This is a genomic window from Nocardiopsis salina YIM 90010 (genome assembly GCF_000341025.1).
GTDB classification, from domain to species: Bacteria; Actinomycetota; Actinomycetes; order Streptosporangiales; family Streptosporangiaceae; genus Nocardiopsis; species Nocardiopsis salina.
In genome coordinates this window covers 72,704-92,396 of record NZ_ANBF01000096.1, presented here as the reverse complement: position 1 = coordinate 92,396, position 19,693 = coordinate 72,704, and the positions used below count along the sequence as shown (strand labels likewise).

At 71.8% G+C, this 19,693-nt stretch carries 19 protein-coding genes and 3 pseudogenes; 15 read left to right on the top strand and 7 right to left on the bottom strand.

Features of this window, described 5'->3' with window-relative positions:
• Positions 1–254 (bottom strand): annotated as a pseudogene (locus D474_RS0111145) (S9 family peptidase); the annotation flags it as partial.
• 117 nt (positions 255–371) lie between these two features.
• Here D474_RS0111145 and mshB point away from each other — a divergent pair.
• Together mshB and D474_RS0111135 are read left to right on the top strand one after the other, a co-directional pair.
• Positions 372–1,238, top strand: coding sequence for an N-acetyl-1-D-myo-inositol-2-amino-2-deoxy-alpha-D-glucopyranoside deacetylase (gene mshB, locus D474_RS0111140; protein ID WP_193373994.1), 867 nt, complete (start codon positions 372–374; stop codon positions 1,236–1,238).
• 35 nt (positions 1,239–1,273) lie between these two features.
• Positions 1,274–1,723 carry a hypothetical protein gene (locus D474_RS0111135; RefSeq protein WP_051050951.1) on the top strand — a complete coding sequence of 150 codons (450 nt, stop codon included), beginning with the start codon at positions 1,274–1,276 and terminating at the stop codon, positions 1,721–1,723.
• A gap of 160 nt (positions 1,724–1,883) precedes the next feature.
• Here the strand turns inward: D474_RS0111135 and D474_RS0111130 are convergent, their stop codons facing one another.
• From D474_RS0111130 to D474_RS0111120, 3 genes and pseudogenes are all read right to left on the bottom strand, one after another.
• A complete protein-coding gene (locus D474_RS0111130; protein WP_017613652.1) occupies positions 1,884–2,936 on the bottom strand; it encodes a site-2 protease family protein in 1,053 nt (350 codons plus the stop codon).
• Positions 2,937–3,018: 82 nt separating this feature from the next.
• Positions 3,019–4,366: pseudogene (locus tag D474_RS28330) on the bottom strand (hypothetical protein).
• A gap of 156 nt (positions 4,367–4,522) precedes the next feature.
• Positions 4,523–4,765, bottom strand: a complete 243-nt coding sequence (locus D474_RS0111120; RefSeq protein WP_017613650.1) for a putative acetyltransferase — start codon at positions 4,763–4,765, stop codon at positions 4,523–4,525.
• Positions 4,766–4,944: 179 nt separating this feature from the next.
• Here D474_RS0111120 and fdxA point away from each other — a divergent pair, with 179 nt between their 5' ends.
• From fdxA to D474_RS28325, 3 genes are all read left to right on the top strand, one after another.
• Entirely contained in the window at positions 4,945–5,262 is a 318-nt protein-coding gene (gene fdxA, locus D474_RS0111115) for a ferredoxin (protein ID WP_017613649.1), read from the top strand.
• Between the two features lie 198 nt (positions 5,263–5,460).
• Positions 5,461–6,567, top strand: coding sequence for a succinyldiaminopimelate transaminase (gene dapC / locus D474_RS0111110; protein WP_017613648.1), 1,107 nt, complete (start codon positions 5,461–5,463; stop codon positions 6,565–6,567).
• Between the two features lie 57 nt (positions 6,568–6,624).
• Positions 6,625–7,890 carry a macrolide family glycosyltransferase gene (locus tag D474_RS28325; protein ID WP_017613647.1) on the top strand — a complete coding sequence of 422 codons (1,266 nt, stop codon included), beginning with the start codon at positions 6,625–6,627 and terminating at the stop codon, positions 7,888–7,890.
• Here D474_RS28325 and D474_RS0111100 read toward each other — a convergent pair.
• Entirely contained in the window at positions 7,783–8,652 is an 870-nt protein-coding gene (locus tag D474_RS0111100; RefSeq protein ID WP_026118382.1) for a hypothetical protein, read from the bottom strand. The two genes, D474_RS28325 and D474_RS0111100, sit on opposite strands and share 108 nt — an antisense overlap.
• A 199-nt stretch (positions 8,653–8,851) precedes the next feature.
• Here D474_RS0111100 and D474_RS0111095 point away from each other — a divergent pair, with 199 nt between their 5' ends.
• From D474_RS0111095 to D474_RS0111065, 7 genes and pseudogenes are all read left to right on the top strand, one after another.
• Positions 8,852–9,688: a 2,3,4,5-tetrahydropyridine-2,6-dicarboxylate N-succinyltransferase gene (locus tag D474_RS0111095; RefSeq protein ID WP_017613645.1), complete on the top strand. Its 837-nt coding sequence runs from the start codon at positions 8,852–8,854 to the stop codon at positions 9,686–9,688.
• Between the two features lie 137 nt (positions 9,689–9,825).
• A pseudogene (dapE, locus tag D474_RS28320) lies at positions 9,826–10,877 on the top strand (succinyl-diaminopimelate desuccinylase).
• A gap of 86 nt (positions 10,878–10,963) precedes the next feature.
• Positions 10,964–11,743 (top strand): LOG family protein, encoded by a 780-nt coding sequence (locus tag D474_RS0111085; protein ID WP_017613644.1) that lies wholly within the window; start codon positions 10,964–10,966, stop codon positions 11,741–11,743.
• 54 nt (positions 11,744–11,797) lie between these two features.
• Positions 11,798–12,289, top strand: a complete 492-nt coding sequence (locus D474_RS0111080; protein WP_017613643.1) for a hypothetical protein — start codon at positions 11,798–11,800, stop codon at positions 12,287–12,289.
• Positions 12,290–12,458: 169 nt separating this feature from the next.
• Positions 12,459–13,055: a hypothetical protein gene (locus D474_RS0111075; protein ID WP_017613642.1), complete on the top strand. Its 597-nt coding sequence runs from the start codon at positions 12,459–12,461 to the stop codon at positions 13,053–13,055.
• Between the two features lie 318 nt (positions 13,056–13,373).
• On the top strand, positions 13,374–13,541 hold the full coding sequence (locus tag D474_RS30975; RefSeq protein WP_017613641.1) for a DUF3117 domain-containing protein: 168 nt from the start codon (positions 13,374–13,376) through the stop codon (positions 13,539–13,541).
• Between the two features lie 77 nt (positions 13,542–13,618).
• Entirely contained in the window at positions 13,619–15,094 is a 1,476-nt protein-coding gene (locus tag D474_RS0111065; protein WP_017613640.1) for a leucyl aminopeptidase, read from the top strand.
• Between the two features lie 67 nt (positions 15,095–15,161).
• On the opposite strand, the gene D474_RS0111060 is transcribed toward D474_RS0111065, so the two are convergent.
• On the bottom strand, positions 15,162–16,172 hold the full coding sequence (locus D474_RS0111060) for a GNAT family N-acetyltransferase (protein ID WP_017613639.1): 1,011 nt from the start codon (positions 16,170–16,172) through the stop codon (positions 15,162–15,164).
• A gap of 178 nt (positions 16,173–16,350) precedes the next feature.
• Complete coding sequence (locus tag D474_RS0111055) at positions 16,351–16,986, bottom strand: O-methyltransferase (RefSeq protein WP_394296529.1); 636 nt, start codon at positions 16,984–16,986, stop codon at positions 16,351–16,353.
• 279 nt (positions 16,987–17,265) lie between these two features.
• On the opposite strand from D474_RS0111055, the gene sigE reads away from it, so the two are divergent.
• Genes sigE through D474_RS0111040 form a run of 3 tightly spaced genes read left to right on the top strand, consistent with a single transcriptional unit; the run spans position 17,266 to position 19,651 of the window.
• On the top strand, positions 17,266–17,886 hold the full coding sequence (gene sigE / locus D474_RS0111050; protein WP_193373993.1) for an RNA polymerase sigma factor SigE: 621 nt from the start codon (positions 17,266–17,268) through the stop codon (positions 17,884–17,886).
• Entirely contained in the window at positions 17,883–18,590 is a 708-nt protein-coding gene (locus D474_RS0111045; RefSeq protein WP_026118379.1) for an anti-sigma factor family protein, read from the top strand. The genes sigE and D474_RS0111045 overlap by 4 nt, the downstream gene beginning before the upstream one ends.
• Complete coding sequence (locus tag D474_RS0111040) at positions 18,587–19,651, top strand: hypothetical protein (RefSeq protein WP_017613636.1); 1,065 nt, start codon at positions 18,587–18,589, stop codon at positions 19,649–19,651. The genes D474_RS0111045 and D474_RS0111040 overlap by 4 nt, the downstream gene beginning before the upstream one ends.
• Positions 19,652–19,693 lie beyond the last annotated feature (42 nt).

Below are 19,693 nucleotides of genomic sequence, written 5' to 3'. Positions count from 1 at the left end.
TGCTCGCGCAGGCGCTCGCGGCGGGCCCGCTCCTCCGGGGGGAGGTTCTCGTCGTCGGCGCCGAGAACCCGCGGGTCGGCCAGGATCTCGGTGGTGCCGCGTTCGGCGTCGTGCATCCACAGGCACGTGGCCGGGTCGGAACCGTCACGTGAACGGAGGAAGGTCACACGGTCCCCGTCGGGGGAGACCTGGAAACCGCGGGGCACACCGATGGTGAAGCGCTGGGTTCGGGCCTGTTGGCGAGGAAAACTCATACGGCGATTGTGTCGCATACGCAGCCGGCGCCGACTCCGGCCGGTGCGGGCTCCGGTCGGGGACCGGGTTGTCCCTTCGGGCCGGAAAACCCCGTTCCGGACGGTATGGTTCGCTGCGTGATGGACAGGCGACTGATGATGGTGCACGCGCACCCCGACGACGAGAGCATCGTCACCGGTGCCACGCTGGCCAAGTACGCGGCCGAGGGCGCACAGGTCACGCTGGTGACCTGCACCCTGGGGGAGGAGGGCGAGGTCATCCCCGCGAACCTCGCGCACCTGGCCTCCGACCGCGACGACACCCTCGGTGAGTACCGGGTCGGTGAGCTCTCCCGGGCCTGCCGGGCGCTGAACGTGCGGGACCACCGCTTCCTCGGCGGGCAGGGGCACTACCGCGACTCCGGAATGATGGACGGCGAGACCAACGAGCACCCGCAGGCTTTCTGGGGTGCCGACGTCGAGGAGGCCGCGCTCCGGCTCGCGCACGAGATCCGCGAGGCCCGGCCGCAGGTCCTGGTGAGCTACGACGAGCACGGCGGGTACGGACACCCGGACCACATCCAGGCACACAGGGTGACCCGTCGCGCCTGGGACCTGGCTGCGGACCGGTCGGTGCCCGGGGAACCCTGGCGGGTGGACAAGCTGTACGCCATCGCCCAGCCGCTCTCGCGGATCCGGGGGACTGTGGACCGCATGCGCGTGGATCCCGGCCCCTTCACCCCGCCCGAGAGCGTCTCCGACATCGCACGCGGAACCCCCGACGCGCAGGTGACCACGAGGATCGACGCCGGCCCCCACTGGGCGGCGAAGGCGCTGGCCATGCGCGCGCACACCACCCAGATCACCGTGGACGGCGAGCGGTTCGCGCTCTCCAACGACATCGCGCAGGAAGTGGACGCGGTCGAGCACTTCACGCTGTTGCTCGGACCGCCCGTGCGCCCCGGCGACGACGGCTACGAGACGGATCTCTTCGCGGGCCTGTGACGGGTGGTGGCCGTGACCGCCTACCCTCGGTTCCCGTGACCACCACAGAGCCGCAAGAACCCCAGCAGAGCAAGCGTCCGACGGCCCCCGGGGACGCTGTGTCCCCGGTGCTGACGGGAGCCACCTGTGTGGTCCTGTTCCTCCTCGGCCTGGTGCTGGGGACGGCCTCGACGGTCAGTGCCGGATGGCTGACCCGGTACTGGGACGGCGGCCAGCCCGCGCCCGCGCTGGCGATCGCCGCGCTCGTGGCCTACGTGGTACTGCTGTACGTCCTGTGCCGACTCGCGGCCTGGGGAGGACGGCGCCAGTCCCCGGCCGTGGCGTTCGCACTCGGGTACGCCGTGGTGCTGTTCGCGGCCACGAGCTACCTGCCCGGTGGCGACGTTCTGCTGCAGGACGACCCGGTGCACTACACGTTCCTCATCGGTGCGATGGTCGCCCTCGCCGCGGCCGTGGTGCGCTCCGCGCCCCGCCGCCCCGCCTGACGATCCGGGCCCGGGGGCCCTCGCGCCGGCCTGATCCAGGACTCGCGCCACGCGGTCCGAAGGGGCCGCGTGGCGCGCGGGACGGACGGAATGCGGGCCCGCCGGGCAGGGAACGGACCGCTGACCAGGTCGACCGGCAGCGGCCGTCAGCCCTTGTGGATCACGTCTCCCAGAACTGCCACAGGAGCTCGCCGAGGAACGCCGTCCCGGGGAAGGTCGGGTTCGGCATGATCAGGTCCAGCAGCGCGTACACCGACTCCTGCAGCCAGGGGTTGATCACCGGCAGCGCGAGCACGGCGAACGTCCCCACCGAGAAGAACAGCTGGTTCGTGCGGGCCTTGCGGACCCAGGGGCGGTCCGGTGCGACCGCCTCGAACATGTCCAGGCCGGGGATCGGCAGCAGGTTGACCAGCGCCGAGGTCAGGTTGGCCAGGCACAGGAACGCGAGGACGGCCAGGGCCCAGTTCGTGGTGTCGTTGCCCGGGGGCACCAGGTACGTGACGACTGAGCCGAAGACGGCGGCCATCAGCAGGCTCGCGAGCGGTCCGGCCAGGGCCACCGCCACACGCCGGCCCCGGGTCGGGATCCGATCCCAGTCGACGTAGCCGGCGGGCCCGTTCATGCCGAACCCGCCCACACCGAGGTAGAGGACCGGGAGCACCGTTCCGCTGAAGGCCTCCCGGAAGGCGAAGGGGTTCAGGCGCAGGTACCCCGAGCCGCGAAGGGACCGGTCACCGGCGAGATGGGCCGTGAGCGCGTGTGCGAACTCGTGCACGGCCGTGGAGAGCAACCACCCGATGAGGACCATCAGCGGTGGGATCAGCGGGGTGACTTCGGTGTCATCGGCCGCCCAGTCCAGCTCGACTGCGGTCCAGGACAGCCATAGGGCGAACCCGCCCAGGCCGAGCAGGAGCAGGAACACGGGGCTGGGGATGAAGTCCACCGCCGAGCCGCGCGGGGCCTCGACGGGCTCGCCGGACCCGTCCGTGCCGGTGCCCTCGCGCGCCTCCGGGGCCTCAGCAGCCTCGGGCTCCCCGGCCGCTCCGGGCTCCCCGGCCCCGGAACCAGCGTCCTCGGTCTCGGTCGCGGCCTCCTGAGTCTCCGGGGCCCCGTCAGCGTCCTTCACCACGTCCGGATCCGGGACGTTCGCGGCGTCGTCGGGCATCCTCTCCCACAGGTCCTCGGGCGCGTCGGGCTTGTCGGGCGTGGGCATGGTGCTCCTGCTGGTCGCGGGTGGATCCGCGCACCAGAGTAGGCCCTGCTCGCGACCCCTCGTCAGCGGGTCCGGGTGAGTGTCAGACCACCGCTCGCGGGGCCACCGCGGACTTGTGCAGGCACGCGATCGCGAAGGCCCGGCCGGGGGTGGTCAGCTCCCGGCGCCCGGTCGCGTCCTCCTCCGTCACCAGGTTGAGCGCCTCCAGCAGCCAACCGGTGGACATCACCATCGCCCGTACCTGGTCGGAGGCGGTCTCCGCGGTGCGCCGGTGCGCGGCCGCGTGCCGGCCGGTGGGGGGTTCGACCGCCCGCCACCCGGTCTCGGTGAGCACCCGTTCGGCGGCCTCGACGTCCGGTTCCGCGCGGCGGGCGTGCGACCCGCTGCCCTGGGGGGTCCGGGTCAACAGCAGCCCGAGGAGCGTCTCCGCCGCGGCCTGCTCCAGCCCTCCGGTGCGGCACAGGGTCTCGGCCGCGGCCTCCCACAGCGACTCGGGGTCCTCCCGCAGCCTCCGCCCGCGCCGTGTCAGCACCAGGCGCCGACCGGAACGCCGTACCGCCCGCATGCCCCGCTGCACCTGGTGGAGCGCGATCAGCTGGGTGACGTCGGTCTCACTTCGGGGTGGGCTCGGGGTGGTGCGCCAGCCGAAGTCCTCGCACATCTGCCGCACCACGCTGGGTGAGATGTAGCCGATCTGGGTCAGCGGGATTCCGTCCGCCGCCAGGTCCAGCAGGCGTTGCAACGGCGCCAGCACGGCGTCGGCGGTACGCGGGACGTCGGTCCCGGCGATGATCTGGCCGACCAGGGGCCACAACCGCTGGCGGTGGGGGTGGGCCGTGGAGTTGAGCCAGGCGCGCACCCGCTCCTCGCGCACCCGGTCCAGGTGGCTCAGGCCGTGCCCGTCCGGCTGGGTGAGGAACGAACGCGCGAAGTGTTCCTGCGCAGGACGCCACCCGCGTTTGCCTGGACGGATGTCGCGCAGGGAGATGGCCAGTTCCAGCGAGGCCGCGGTCTCGGCCCGGGCCCGGAGTTCGGCATCGCCCACGGCGGTGCCCCAGGTCAGTTCGGGCAGGTCGGGCGGTTCCACGCCCGATTCCCACATGAGCCGCTCGTACATGGCCACGCCGGCCTCGTGGTCGTCACGGTAGACCGCCAACAGGGTGAGCGTCTCGGGCGCCTGACAGATGTGCGCGTACTGGTAGAGCTGTAGCAGCGAGAAGAGGTTGCCGAGGGAACGCGCGGCGAAGAGCTGGTCGTCGTGGCTGTTCTGGAAGCGCACCGGCAGCTCGTACCAGCAGAAACGCTGGACCGAGTGCTGGGTGAGGCGTTCCAGGTCCCGTTCGGGGACGAGGNCCCCCCCCCGCCATTTCGGCAGCCCGCTCGTCCCGTTGCGCCAACTCGGCCAGTGCGGACGCCACCGCTTCGCGCACGAGCGCTCACCACCTCCCCGCGTGACTGGCGCCCGGGCCGCGCGGGGTCGCGGCGGGGCGCGGAGCTCGATGTGGACGCCCGGGGCGGTGAGCAGGGGTCCGCCCGCGGGGCTGAGGCTCTCCTACCCCGCGGGGGCAGGAAGAATGCCTGACGGGTCAGGGGCGCTTCCGGCGTTTCGGGGGCGTGCGCGGGACGATGCGGCTGGCCGCGATCGTCTCCTCCGCGACCTCGGCCACGGAATCGTCCCGGCGACGGAGTGTGAGGATGCCCCGCTCCCAGGACTCCACCACACCGACGATATCGCTGAAGCTCCCGTCGGGCGTGCGGATACGCACAGAGACCCGCTCACCGACGTCGTGTGGCCCGATCCGGTGGACGAGGCGTCCGGAGAAGTGCATGTAACGCGCCCCCGATTGTGCTTCGAGTATTCTCCGAAGCCATACTAGGAGTACGACATCTGTGCCAATCGCTTACGGACCCCGGCAGGGGTGGCGCCCGCAAGCCGCCCCGACGTTCCGGTGATCCGAAGGTCCCCGCCTCCCCCGTGGGATCGCGGGGGTGAGACAAGGAGTACGACGTGACCTACGTCATCGCGCAGCCCTGTGTTGATGTACTGGACAAGGCGTGCATTGACGAGTGCCCCGTGGACTGCATCTACGAGGGCGAGCGCATGCTCTATATCCACCCGGACGAGTGCGTTGACTGCGGTGCGTGTGAGCCCGTTTGCCCGGTCGAGGCCATCTACTACGAGGACGACCTGCCCGACCAGTGGTCGGAGTTCTACAAGGCCAACGTCGATTTCTTCGACGACCTGGGCTCCCCGGGCGGGGCCTCGAAGGTCGGGAAGATCGACAGCGACCACCCGATCGTCGCGAAGCTGCCTCCGCAGGCCTGACCCTGCGGCAGAAGAACGGAGGGCGTGCGGCCCGAGAAGGGGCCGTCCGTCCGGGGCATCCCCATGGCGCAGAGGGTGTCCCGAGCACGTGTGAGCACGTGTGTCGCGCCGGCCCCTCGACGGGGTCGGCGCGACTCTTGTTCGTGCCCTGTGCCCCGGCCGCAGCGGCCGGACCGGAATCGGATGGAGTGATCAGCGATGGGTGAGCGGCGACCGTTGGCCGACCGGCTCCCGACCTTCCCGTGGGACCGCCTGGCCCCGTACAAACGCACCGCGGCCGCCCACGCCGACGGTCTCGTCGACCTGTCCGTGGGCACCCCGGTCGACCCGGTGCCGGAGACGCTCCGACAGGCGCTCGCCGGAGCCGCGGACTCGCCCGGGTACCCGCAGACCTGGGGGACGCCGGAACTGCGTTCGTCCATCGAGGACTGGCTGTCCCGACGCCACGGTGTGGCTGTGGCCGAGGGCGCGGTTCTGCCCACCATCGGTTCCAAGGAGACGGTCGCCTGGCTGCCCACGCTCCTGGGCCTGGGGGAGGGCGACACGGTCGTCCACCCCGAGCTGGCCTATCCGACCTACGACGTGGGCGTGCGCCTTTCCGGGGCCACCCCGGTCGCCGCCGACGGGCTCGCCTCGCTGGGGCCGGCCCCGGTGTCGATGGTGTGGGTGAACTCCCCGAGCAACCCGACCGGGCGTGTGCTGGGCGTGGACCATCTGCGCAAGGTCGTTCGGTGGGCCCGTGAGCGTGGTGTGATCGTCGCCTCCGACGAGTGCTACCTCGACCTCGGTTGGGACGGCACCGAGCCGGTCTCGATCCTGCACCCGGACGTGTGCGGTGACTCACACGAGAACCTGCTCGCCCTGCACTCGCTGTCCAAGCGCTCCAACCTCGCCGGGTACCGGGCCGCGTTCCTGGCAGGTGACCCGGCACTGGTCAAGGAACTGCTGGAGGTGCGTAAGCACTCCGGCATGATCGTGCCCGCCCCCGTGCAGGCAGCGATGAAGGCAGCTCTGGACGACGACGCCCACGCCGAGGAACAGAAGGAGCGCTACCGGGCCCGCCGCACGCGCCTGCGCTCGGCGTTCGAGGGTGCGGGCTGGAAGGTCGAGCACTCCGAGGCCGGCCTGTACCTCTGGGCGAGCCACCCGGACCTGGACGCCTGGGGCGCGGTCGAGCACCTGGCCGAGCGCGGCGTCATCGTGGCGCCTGGCGACTTCTACGGGCGGGCCGGGGCCGGCCACGTGCGGGTCGCCTTCACCGCCACCGACGAGCGCGTCGCCGAGGCCGCCGCCCGCCTGGCCTGAACCGGACCGGCCCCTGGTCTCCCTGTGCGTGCCGGCCCCGGGGAGTAGGTTCGGCCCATGGCCGACCTCCTCTTCCTGGGGCCGCTGGGCGCCGGGCACGTCAACCTGACTCTGGGCATCGCGGCCGAGCTGGTGGCCCGCGGGCACCGGGTGCGGTACGCCGCGCCCCGTCCCTTCGCCGACCGCATCGCCGCGACCGGGGCCGAGTACATTCCGACCACCTCCACGTGGGAGGACTCCGACGAGGACGTTCCGCAGATGCACGGGCGCGAGCTCGTGCGCGCGATGGGGATGCTGCTGGAGGAGACCCGCGCCGCGGTCGACCAGCTCGACGGCCTCGACCCGCCCGATGCGGTGGTGCACGACGGCACGCTCGCCTGGTGGGGGCGGATCCTCGCCCACCGCTGGGGTGTGCCCTCGGTGGAGACCTGGCCGAACTTCGTGGGCAACCGGCACTGGTCGATGAAGTCCTACGTCCGTCTGAACCCGCTCAGCCCGCGCCTTTGGCGGGTGCTGCTCCGCACCGGACGGTACGTGCGTGCGCAGGGGATGACCGACGTCGGTGCCTTCTTCCAGGGCACGAGCGCAGCCGAACGCCTGGTGACGCTTCCCCGGGCCTTCCAGCCGGCAGGGGAGACGTTCACCGGCCACCGCTTCGTCGGCCCCGTACTGACCGGCCGTGCGTTCCAGGACCTCTGGGAACCGCCTGAGGGCGCCGGCCCGGTCGTGCTCGTCTCCCTCGGCACTGCCTACAACGACCGCCCCGACCTCTACCGTGCGGTCCTGGAGTCGGCCGCCGAACGCCCCTGGCACGTGGTCATGGCGGTGGGGGAGACCGAGCCCGGGGTCCTGGGGGAGGTCCCGCCCAACGTCGAGGTCCATGCACAGGTGCCGCAACTGGCGGTGCTCCGTCACGCCCGTGCCTTCGTCACCCACGCCGGCATGGGCGGGACCATGGAGGGCCTCGCCCACGGGGTGCCCCTGATCGCGCTCCCCCAGATGGCAGAGCAGCGCGCCAACGCCGACCGGATCGCCGAGCTGGGTCTGGGCCGCCGCCTCGACCCCGACCGCCTCACCGCCGACCACCTGTGGGCCGCCGTGGAGGACACCGCCGAGGACCCGTACGTGCGCGAGCGGGTNGGGCGGCGGCCGACGCCGTCGAGGAGGTGCTCGGCCGGGGCTGAACCCGCGCTGCGTTCCGGTCGGTCCTGCAGGTCAGTTCAGGGAGATCTGACCGCCGGTGTCGGAGCCGTCGCGCTCCCAGGCCTCGGCGCCGTCGACCCCGTCCGTGGCGGTCCACCGGTGGCCGTCGTAGCCCACTGAGGTCAGCCCGTACTCCTCGGCGTGCGTGACCGCCCACATCGCCATCGCCCAGCCGAGGTCCCCGGTGGCGGGGTCGTGGTCTGCGGGCAGCGCACCGGGGTCGGAACCGAAGACCCGCGCCATCTCCTCGCGCGCACCCTCGGGGTCTGCCTCCGCGGCCTCGAGGTCGGCCAACCGCTGCTCGTCGTACCAGCAGGTGACCGCCGCGCCGTCGGCGCCGCCGAAGGCCGCCGCCATCTGCTCGGAGAGCTGTTCGTGCTGGTCGTAGGCCCATCCGTCGGCGCTCCGCTGCACCTCCTGCGCGGCCTCGTGCACCGGGATGCCCTGCCAGCCCTCGACCTCGGCCAGGGTGTCGTAGAAGGCCCGGCTCGAGAAGACCGGGTCGAGGATCTCGTCGGCGTCGCCCCACTCCTGCGACGGGCGCTGCTGGAACAGGCCCACCGAGTCGCGGTCGCCGTACTCCACGTTGTGGAAGGTCGACTCCTGCCAGACCGTCGCGTACGCCACGGTCACGGCCTCGGGCGGCAGGTCCCGGCTGAAGGCGACACCGCCCACCGTCGCGGCGTTGGCGGCTTGCGAGACCCGCATGTCGTAGGAGCCCTGGGACAGTTCCAGGCTGCAACCAGGCTCGGGCTCCTGCGTGTCCAACGGCTCGACCGTGGTCAGCACGTAGTACCCCGCCGCGACCAACAGGCCGCACACGAGCGTGACGCTGAACAGGATCTTGACGAAGGCAGAGACTCTACGGCGCTTACTGGGCACGGACGCCCCAAGGGGTCGGAAGCAGGACGGTGCGGCCTGCTCCGCACGTTCGGGGGCCGGGCGGGCCGCGCGGCGCACGCGGCGCCGGGCCCGCATTCTAGTCGGCCCCACCGGGCAGTAGAGGGGACCCGGGCACTGTGGGCCTTTCCGTGCCGGGGGTGTGGCCCGCCACTCGGGGTAGTCCGTTAACGTGTGGCACATGACCAGCTCGTACACCAGCCCGCTGCCCGACCGGATCGATGAGCTCTGGGAGCAGCGTCCCGAACTCACTCCCGGCCACACCGAAGCGCGGGAGATCATCACCGGCGCGATCGACATGATCGACGAGGGCAAGGCCCGCGTCGCCTTCGTCGACCCCTCCACCGACGAGGTCGTCGTCGACGAGCGCGCCAAGCGCTCCATCCTGCTCGGCTTCAAGGTCCTGGACATGAAGGAGTCGCAGGTCGGCGACTTCTACCACCACGACCGCGTGCCGCTGAAGACCCGCTTCGACGGCGTGCGCGTGGTGCCCGGCGCCATCGCCCGCTGGGGCGCCTTCCTGGCCCCCGGCGTGGTCCTCATGCCGTCCTTCACCAACATCGGCGCCCACGTCGGCTCCGGCACCATGGTCGACACCTGGGCGACCGTCGGTTCCTGCGCCCAGGTCGGCGAGAACGTCCATTTGTCCGGCGGCGTCGGCGTCGGCGGCGTCCTCGAGCCCCCGCAGGCCTCGCCGGTGATCATCGAGGACGAGGCCTTCCTCGGCTCCCGCAGCATGGTCGTCGAGGGCGCCCGCGTGCGCACCGGCGCCAAGCTCGGCGCCGGTACGATCCTCACCTCCTCCACGCGTGTCTTCGACGCCGAGACCGGCGAGGAGCTCCCCCGCGGCGAGGCCCCGGCCCGGTCGGTCTGCGTGACCGCCAACCGGAACAAGAGCTTCCCCGGAGGCGAGTTCGGCATGCCGGTGCTGCTGGTGCTCAAGCGCCTCGAGGAGGGCCAGGACCACGACAAGCTCGCCCTGAACAACCTCCTGCGCGAGCACGGCGTCAACGCCTGACGCACCGTAGGACCCAGGTGCGGCCGGTCCGCGCCACCGACGGGGCATCCCTTCGCCGAGCGTGAGGGGGTGCCCCGTCGTCCTATCGTGGTTCGGCGAGCCACGACACCAGACCCTCAACGAAAGCGGGCGCGAGCATGCTGGACCTGACCTCGGACGCGGTGGACCTCACCGGAGCCCTCGTCGACGTGCGTTCGGAGAGTGGGGACGAGCGCGCCCTCGCCGATCTGATCGAGGCCCGGCTGCGGGAGCTGGACCACCTCAGCGTGCACCGGGACGGCGATGCCCTTGTGGCCCGCACCGACCTGGGCCGCGACCGCCGGGTCGTCGTCGCCGGCCACATCGACACCGTGCCGGTCGTCGACAACGNGGGGGCGCCCGCCTGTACGGATGCGGCTCCTCCGACATGAAGGCCGGCGTGGCCGTGCAGCTCCGCCTCGCCCAGGAGGTCACCGAGCCGGTCCACGACGTGACCTACGTCTTCTACGACAACGAGGAGGTCGACGCCTCCCGAAACGGGCTCCTGCGTTTGTCGCGCAACCACCCCGAGTGGCTGGCGGGCGACTTCGCGATTCTCATGGAGCCCACCGACGGCATGATCGAGGGCGGCTGCCAGGGCACGATGCGCGTGGAGGTCGCCGCACACGGCAAGCGTTCCCACAGCGCCCGCTCCTGGATGGGGGAGAACGCCGTCCACAAGGCCGGGGAGATCCTCGACCGCTTGCGCGCCTACACGCCCCGCAACCCCGTCGTCGAGGCGCTCCAGTTCCACGAGGGCCTCAACGCCGTCTCCGTGCGGGGCGGTGTCGCCGGCAACGTCATCCCCGACGAGTGCGTGATCGCCGTGAACTACCGCTTCGCGCCCGACCTGTCGGTGGAGGAGGCCGAAGCACACCTGCGCGAGGTCTTCGACGGTTTCGAGATCACCGTCGTCGACGCCGCCGCGCCCGCCCGCCCCGGCCTGGACGACCCCTCCGCGGCCGCGTTCGTCGACGCCGTGGGCGAGGGCCGGGCCCGCGCCAAGCTCGGTTGGACCGACGTCTCCCTCTTCTCCGGTCTGGGCGTTCCGGCCGTCAACTACGGCCCCGGCGACCCCATGCTCGCCCACACCCGTGACGAGTACGCCGAGACCGCCAAGATCGCCGATGCCGAGGCCCGCATGCTCGCCTGGCTCCGGGGCGGCAACTGAGCTGCGACGACCGGGCAGTCCTTTGTTGCCGCAGGATTCACCCGAGTGCAGAGTGTGACCGCCACGGTGCCGGATAGCTTTACCCCATGACGGAAGAAGAGCACATTCGCCGAGCGGGTCCGCTCACCTACCGGGGCAGCGCGATCCCCACGACCACGACCGACCAGCGCCTCCTCGACCGCAGAGGGCCGACCGACTGGGTGCACACCGACCCGTGGCGGGTGCTGCGCATCCAGTCGGAGTTCGTGGAGGGGTTCGGTCTGCTGTCGGAACTCCCCTCGGCGGTGAGCGTGTTCGGCTCGGCGCGCATCGAGCCGGGAACGCGCTACTACAACCTGGGCGTGGAGGTGGGCCGCAGGCTCGCCTCGGCCGGGTACGCGACCATCACCGGGGGCGGACCGGGGATGATGGAGGCCGCGAACAAGGGCGCCCAGCAGGGCGGCGGGCGTTCGGTCGGCCTCGGTATCGAGCTGCCGTTCGAGCAGTCCCTCAACCCCTACGTCGACGTGGGGATGACCTTCCGCTACTTCTTCGTGCGCAAGACGATGTTCGTCAAGTACGCGCAGGCGTTCATCGTGCTGCCGGGCGGTTTCGGGACCCTCGACGAACTCTTCGAGGCGATCACGCTCGTGCAGACGGAGAAGGTCACCCGGTTCCCGGTCGTGCTGGTCGGTTCCGATTTCTGGAGCGGCCTGCGCGAGTGGATCGAGGGCGCCCTGCTGGAGAACGGGCTGATCAAGCCGGACGACATGGAACTCGTGCAGCAGGTCGACGACCCCGGGGAGGTCGTGGAGCTCATCCAGCGCGTGCACAAGGACATGGAGCGGGTGCACGACCGCATCGAGCGGGAGCAGCAGGGCTCCTGAGCCGGCCGCTGCCGCCCGCCCTACGGGAGCGGCGGTTGTGGCACGATCGGTGCCGTGCCTGTCTTCATCATGATCCTGATCGGGTTGGCCGCGCTCGCCGTGCTGGTCGGCGTCGTCTACGTCGTGCTCGGCAAGGGCGGCCAGCTCGCCCGGTACGAGGCGGACTTCCCCCCGCTCGACCTCCCCGAGGACCGCCCCGTGCGCGCCTCCGAGCTCAGCCGCCTCATGGTGCCGTTGTCCCTGTGGGGTTACCACGTGCGTGCGGTCGACGAGCTCCTGGTTCGCCTGACCGGCACCCTCAAGGAGCGCGAGGAGCGCATCGCCGACCTTGAGTGGCGCCTGTCCCGCGCCGACCCCTCCTACGTGCCCGAGGCCGCCGGTCCCGACGGAACGCGTCTGCCGGGGTACCCGGAGGAGAGCTCGCAGAACGGTTCTGCCGAGTCCGAAACCTCCTCCGAGGGTGAGACCGCCGACACCGCGGCCGGGTCCGCCCCCGAGGCGCAGGAGGCCTCGGCAGGCGGCGGGAGCCGGGGCACCGGGGCCTGATCGGAGCTCTGCGCCGGTCGTCGGCCCCGCGTTCCGGTATGTCCTGCATCACACGGAACCCGCCGTTCGAGGGTGATGCGCCGCGAAAGTGTGCTCTATTCTCGGTCGCTGTACATGCGTCTCCCCGCCCCGTCCACGGGTGGGGACCCTGTCGGTGAGGATGGCGAGGATGGACACAGCAGCCGAACTCGAATCGGGCTCCGACGGCCGGCGCGGCGCGGACGCCTCCGCCTCGCCCGTGCGCCAGATGTCCCTCTGGCCGCCGCCGCGCTCGACCCGGCACACCGGCCGGCGACGCCGCAAGGCCACGGTCGCCGCGGTCGTGCTGGTGCTCCTGCTGCTGCTCGGCGCGGGCGGTTACGCCCTCTGGGCCTTCGTCCTGGACGGCGAGGGCGCTGCGCCCGCTGCCGACGGCGAAGCGCCCGTGACCGACTTCGAGGGTTCCTGGTCGGGCCGGATGGCCCAGGTGGACACCGACGGGGAGCCCGTCGCCGAGTGGGACGCGCAGGTGCGCATCGAGGAGGGGGCCGAGCGCGGGAGCACCGCCTGGACCACCTTCACCTGCTCGGGCACGCTCGAGCTCAGCGCCCGCGAGGGCGACCGGCTGGTCTACGCCTACACCGAGACCTCCGACCCCCAGGACCGCTGCGTCGACCAGTCGGAGCTGACCGTGCGCCCCGACGGAGACGGCGGCCTCGACGCCGAGTGGGCCTCGGTCACCGACGGAGGCACCCGCATGGTCTCCACCGGCACCCTCGATCAGTAACCCCTTGCTCCCTCGGGCGGAGCCCCCGGCCGCCCGTGCTCCCGCTCCGAACAGGACGCGTGCGCGCAGGAACCACGCCCTGGGAACCCTGTTCCGGAAGGGTCGACGGTTGCCGTCTCCCCGGTTTCGGTCAGTGCCGATATAACCTTGATGATCGACGATTCTTCGTTGGTGGGGCGCCCGTGGTGGCCGTCCGGCTGTCGTCCGGCGCACATCCGGGGATCAACGTCCGAGATAATGGTCGAAGAGTGATTCACGTCCCTCGAGTCACGGGGGCGTGGGAGCTCACCCGCGAGGAACACCAGAAAGGGGTATGGCATGGCGGCCATGAAGCCGAGGACCAGCGACGGGCCGATGGAGGTCACCAAGGAGGGCCGCGGCATCATCATGCGCGTCCCGCTCGAGGGCGGAGGTCGCCTGGTCGTCGAGCTCACGCCCGACGAGGCCAACCAGCTCCGCGACGAGCTCAAGGGCGTCGTCGGCTGACCCGGCGCGCACGCATCCCCCGAAACCCCCGAGGTACACACACCTCTCGACCCTGAGTGAACGATTGTGAGCGGCCTGTGCCATTCGCCACGGAGATCAGCCCGGTACCGGGCACCCTCGCCGAATCCCCCGCGGACCTGCTGGTTCTGCCCGTGTCGAAGGAGGACGGCTCCCCCTCCGGGACCGTCGACGGCGGTCTCACCGCGGTCCTCCCGGCTCCGCTCACCGATCTGATCGAGCACTACGCGCTCACCGGCGGCGCCGGTGAACTCTCCCAGTTCCCGGTCCGGCGCGAGGCCGGACTGGCCCGTCTGGCACTTCTGGGGGTCGGATCGGGCGCGCCCGACGACCTCCGGAAGGCCGGGGCCGCGATCGCGCGCGCAGCACGCGGCAAGGAGCGTGTGGCGCTGGCGTGGCCGGAACTCTCCCCCGAGTCCGCCACCGCCTTCGCCGAGGGTGCCCTGCTGGCGTCCTACACCTTCACCCTCAAATCCGGTGAGACGCCCGGGAGCAAGCGCCCCGCGCCCGCGATCGACCTGGTCGGCGACGTCTCCGCCGACGCCGTCGAGCGCGGGACCCGCCTGGCCGCGGCCACGTCCCTGGCGCGCGACCTCATCAACACGCCCTCGAGCACCAAGACCCCCGAGTGGATGGCTGAGCGCGCCGGCGAGGTCGCGCGCGACGGCGGCCTGACCGTGCGGGTGTGGGACGAGGAGGAGCTGCGCGACGCCGGGTTCGGCGCCATCCTCGGCGTCGGGCAGGCCTCCGCGCGTCCGCCGCGCCTGGTCGAGCTCTCCTACGTGCCCGAGAACCCCACGGCTCACGTGGCGCTGGTCGGCAAGGGCATCACGTTCGACACCGGCGGCCTGTCGCTGAAGCCGAACGACAACATGAAGCTCATGAAGACCGACATGAGCGGCTCGGCGATCGTGCTGGGCGTGCTGTCGGCGCTGCGGGCCGTGGGCAGCAGCGTGCGGGTGACCGGACTGCTCGCGCTCGCGGAGAACTCCTTCTCCGGTGACGCAACCCGCATCGGCGACGTGCTGACCACTTACACCGGGCAGACCGTCGAGGTGCTCAACAGCGACGCCGAGGGCCGCCTCGTCCTGGCCGACGCCATGGGGTACGCGACCACCGAGCTGGAGCCGGACCTCGTCGTGGACGTCGCCACCCTCACCGGCGCGGCCAAGCTCGCACTGGGTACCGGCATCGGCGCGCTCTACAGCACCGACGACACCCTTGCCGCAGAGCTCGAGCAGGCCTCGAAGGACTCCGGCGAACCGCTCTGGCGTATGCCGCTGACCGAGGAGTACGCGGAGACCACACGGTCCCGGGTGGCCGACCTGGCCAACATCGGCACCAGGGGCACCGATTTCGGCCCGGCCGGCGCGACCGATGCCGCGTTGTTCCTGCGCGAATTCACCGGCGGGCTGCCCTGGGCCCACCTGGACATCGCAGGGCCCGGCCGTTCCATGGCGGAGTCCGGTCTGCTGAGCAAGGGCGGTACCGCCTTCACCACCCGCACACTGCTGCGCTGGCTCGCCTCCGAGTAGCAGCGACGCAGCCGCGAACCCCGACCGCCCCGTCGGTACCTGCCGACGGGGCGGCCGTAGCAGCGGTTCAGGCCGAGGGCGCCGGCCCCCTGAGTGCGATGCCCCGTTCGACCGGCCGGAACCCCAGTTCGGTGACGGCCTCGCCGGCCTCGGTCCCCTCCGGAGCTGCCCAAGTGCGCACCCGGCTGCGCTCGGGGTGCAGCCGGGACAGCTCGGTGAGGGTACGCAGCCACAACCGACTGCCGATGCCGCGTTCCCGGTGATCCGGCCGTACGAGCATCCCCGACTGGTCCGCGGACACGTCGTCGGGCAGCAGGACGACCTCGCACAGGCCCACCACGGTTCCGTCGGCGTCGATCGCCGCGGAGGCCAGGAACCCGACCCCGTCCTCGGCCCGCGCTGCGTCGGCCGCGTACGCCTGCGCGAGGTAGTCCTCCACCGTGAACGCGCGGCCGGCGTCCCCGTCCAGGCTCTGCCGAAGGTGTGCGCAGGATTCCGCGTACTCCTCGGGGCAGACGTCCACCCAGCCGGTGATCTCGGGGCCGTCGTCCCCGGTCGGGCGCGTGCGCTCCTTCAGCAGAGCCTCCACCGCACCCGGCAGCGGCAGGTCGAGCACGTAGAGGTCCTGGGTGCGCACCGGCTCGAACCCGTGGGCGCGCGCGAAGGCGACGCCGGGGGTGGAGTCCAGGTCCGAGCCCGGTCCTGCGGAGACCTCGCCCTCCAGGGTGGTGCGGCCCAGTTCGGCGGCGATCGTGCCTGCCGCGCGCAGCAGTGCGGTGCCGTGGCCGCGGCGCCGCGACTCGGGCAGGACGGCGATGTCGGCCTCGATCGTGTCGGACCCGCTCTCGTCGCACTCCACGAGCAGCGCGCCCACGGCCGTGCCGTCCTCCTCGGAGACCAGGCCCAGCGCGTGGAGGCCGGGTTCCTCCCCGGCCAGGAGCCCGCGCATCTCCTCCAGCGGCGGGAGCGGATCCTCCTCGCCGAATTCCAGGGCACGGTTCAGGACCTCGAACCAGGCGTTCAGCGAGGCCTCGTCGCTGGGTTCCACACGCCGGATCCGGGTGGGCTCTGCACTCATCGGGGGCCTTCCGTTCAGGGATCTGTCGGGGATCGGCCCGTAACCTAGCGGACCGGACCGCCGCCCCGCGGGGTTTTCGCCGAACCCGGTCCGTACCTGTTCTCCGACCCCTGTGGGTCGGGCCGCCGCCGCGAACCCTCGTGCCCTGATCCTCCGGGTTTCCCCTGGTCCCTGCGGGTCAGGAACGGATCGCCGCGAGCAGCCCCGAGCCCACCGGTAGCAGGAGCGCGACCAGGCTCTCGTCCTCGCGCACCAGCCGGATCACCTCGCGTACCGCCGTCTCTCCGGGGTCGGGTGCGCGCAGGGGGCCGTCGGGTTCGGGGGAGCCCGCCATCGCGTTGTGGAAGACCACCAGGCCGTTCGGGCGCAGAAGCCGCCGCGCCTCGTCCAAATAGAAGGGGTAGGAGAGGGCGTCCGCGTCGACCAGCACGAGATCGTAGCCCCCGTCCGTGAGCCGCGGCAGCACCTCGCGCGACGAACCCCGGATGAGCCGGGCCCGTCCAGCACCCGCGCCCGCACGCGAGAACAGCCCGCGGGCGAACTCCTGGTGGGCGCCATTGACGTCGACCGTGGTGAGGATCCCCTCCGGCGGCATCCCGCGCAGCAGCCACAGCCCCGAGGCTCCGCAACCGGTCCCGACCTCCACGACCGAACGCGCGCGGGTGGCCGCGGCCAGGAAACGCAGGGCGGCCCCGGCCGTGGTGTCCATCGGGGTCGCCCCCGTTCGTGCGCCGACCTCGTAGGCCTCGGCGATCACCGGGTCCTCCAGGGCGTCCTGTTCGAACCTCGACTGCTCGGTCCTGGCCCAGCTCATGTGGATCGAGCTCTCCTCCGGCGCTGTGATGACGGCCTCCCACTGGGACGGTGCGGTGTCGGTCCAGGGTTCTGACCAGGGAGAGGTCACTCACCGTAGGATGAAGATGGCCGCCAGGTCACGTCCCCGGCAAAAGACTAGCCTGAACCGGTGCGAACTCCGAGCGTGGCAGCGGGAACTTATCGGGCGTCCCTGAGCGTTGAAACGGGATGAACGTACGTTGATCGCCACGAATGCATACTCCCCCCGACCAGCGCGCTCTCGCGGTGGGTCGACCCGATGAAGGGAGCAGCGGTGCCAGAGACCGGCCCTGCCGTGGACTTCGAGCCATGGGAGCCCCCGAGCTGGGACGAGGTCGTCCGCGACCACTCACCGCGCGTCTACCGGCTGGCCTACCGCCTCACCGGGAACAAGCACGACGCAGAGGACCTCACGCAGGACGTCTTCATCCGCGTCTTCCGCTCCCTGGCCAATTACACCCCCGGGACCTTCGAGGGCTGGCTCCACCGCATCACGACCAACCTCTTCCTCGACGGCGCGCGCCGCAAGGCCCGTATCCGCTTCGAGGGGCTGGCCGAGAACGCCGACGAACGCCTGGAGGGCCGTGAACCCTCGCCGGCCCAGCGTTACCACGACCGCCACTTCGACGCCGACGTCCAGGGCGCCCTGGACGCGCTGCCCGCCGAGTTCCGCGCCCCGGTGGTGCTCTGCGACATCGAGGGGCTCTCCTACGAGGAGATCGCGGCCACGCTCGGGGTCAAGCTCGGAACGGTCCGCAGCCGCATCCACCGCGGCCGTGCGCAGCTGCGCCGTGCCCTGGAGCACCGGCGTTCCCTGGCTGCGCAGGCCGAGCGCGAGCACGAAGGGGCGAACGCGACCAACGGGGAGGCGCAGCAGTGAGCAGCGAACACCTGGGGGAGCGCCTGTCCGCGCTCGTCGACGGTGAACTCGGGCCCGCCGAGCACGAGAGCGCGCTCATCCACCTCGCCAAGTGCGAGGCCTGCCGCTTCGAGGCCGACATGACCCGGCGGCTCAAGCGCCGCCTCCACGGGTTGGGCGAACCCGAACCCGACCTCGACTTCATGGGGCGCCTGTCCTCGCTGGACGGCGGCCCCGGACAGGACGGGCCGAACCCTTTCGACCCCCCCTTCGGCGGGGGCGGCGGGTTCGGCTCCAGCCCGCCCCTGGGTTCCTCCCGGCCGCTCGGCGGTTTCCCCGGAGCCCCCGGCGGCCTGGGCGGAGAACCGCTCGCGGCGAGCGGGCCGGAGGCCGACCCCACGGCGACACCCGGAGCCCGGGCACCGGGGACTGAGGCGACCGGCGAACGGGAACGCGCTGACCGGGGCGGGTCCGAGCTCCTCTCCCAGCTGCTGACGCCCTTCGCCGGCGGCAGGTACGCCGTGGCCGGGGCCGCCGTGGTCACCGCCCTGCTCGGCACCGCGTTCGTGGCCGGGGGCGAGGCCGAGGACGCCCCCGTGGTCGAGCCCCGCCTCGCCGACTACGCGGTCGAGCACGCAGTCACCAGCCGCCACATCCCCGTCGAGACCTCGCCGGAGGGCTACGAGCCCCCGCCCGGGTCCGAGGTGGAGCAGGCGGGCCGTTGAGCACGGGGGACCCCTCCTCCGGTGCACGCCGCCCCGTCCTCGCCGTCCTGCTCGTCCTCATCGGCCTGTGCGCGCTGCTGCTCACCTCGGCGGTGCACCCCGGGGCCCACGAGGTTCCCGCCGCGGGAGACGACGACGGGATGCCCGTGCTGCGCGCCGCCGCCGAGGCCGAGGGGGAGACGCCCTACACCGCTGTCCGCCAGGTCACCGGACCCGACGGGCAGCCCTACGGCCTGCGCGTGGTCAACCGTCCCGGCGAGGGCGTCGTGCTCGCGCCGATCGGTGCCGAGGACGAGCCGTTCGTCGTGGAGGCCTCGCAGGCCCTGGAGTCGCTCGACGACCGCCTGCTGGAGATGCTGCGCGACACCTACCGTGTGGCCGATGCCGGCCGGACCGAGCTCGACGGGCGCCCGGCCCGCCTCGTGGAGGCCGAACGTGCCGACGGCACGGTGGCCGGACGGTTCTGGGTCGAGGCCGACAGCGGGCTGCTCGTGGCCCGCACGGTCTACGACCAGGCCGGCGATCCTGCGCTGTCCTCGAACCTGACCGAACTGGAGATCGGCGAGGGCGAGTGGCCCGAGCGCGCCGAGACCGGCGAACCCTGGGGAGAAGCCCTGGACGCGCAGGCACGCGAGGACCTGCGCTCGGAGGGCTGGAAGGTCGACGAGCAGCTCACCTGGAACCTCCGCCTGGTCGACGCGCGCGCCACCGAGCACGAGGGCCACAAGGTCGTGCACGCGGTCTACTCCGACGGTCTCTCCCAGATATCGCTGTTCGTGCAACGTGGGAAGCTGGGTTCGAGTCATGCCTCGTCCCCCTCTGGCGGATATGTCGGAACCGAAGAGGGGGGAACGGGCATCTCATCCGGACATGACACCATTTTCGGCGGCGATGTCGGCCAGTACCAGAGCATGTGGCAGGCGGACGGGTTCGTCTTCACCGTCCTGGCCGACGCCCCGGCCGGGCTCGCGGGTGCGGCGGTGAAGGCGCTCCCGGCCCCCGAGGGCTCGGGCTTCTGGGCCCGGGTCGAGCGGGGCCTGTCCCGCCTCGGTCCCCTGTGACCAGCAGCGCCGCGAAGAACCCCTGACCCCAATGCCATGCCC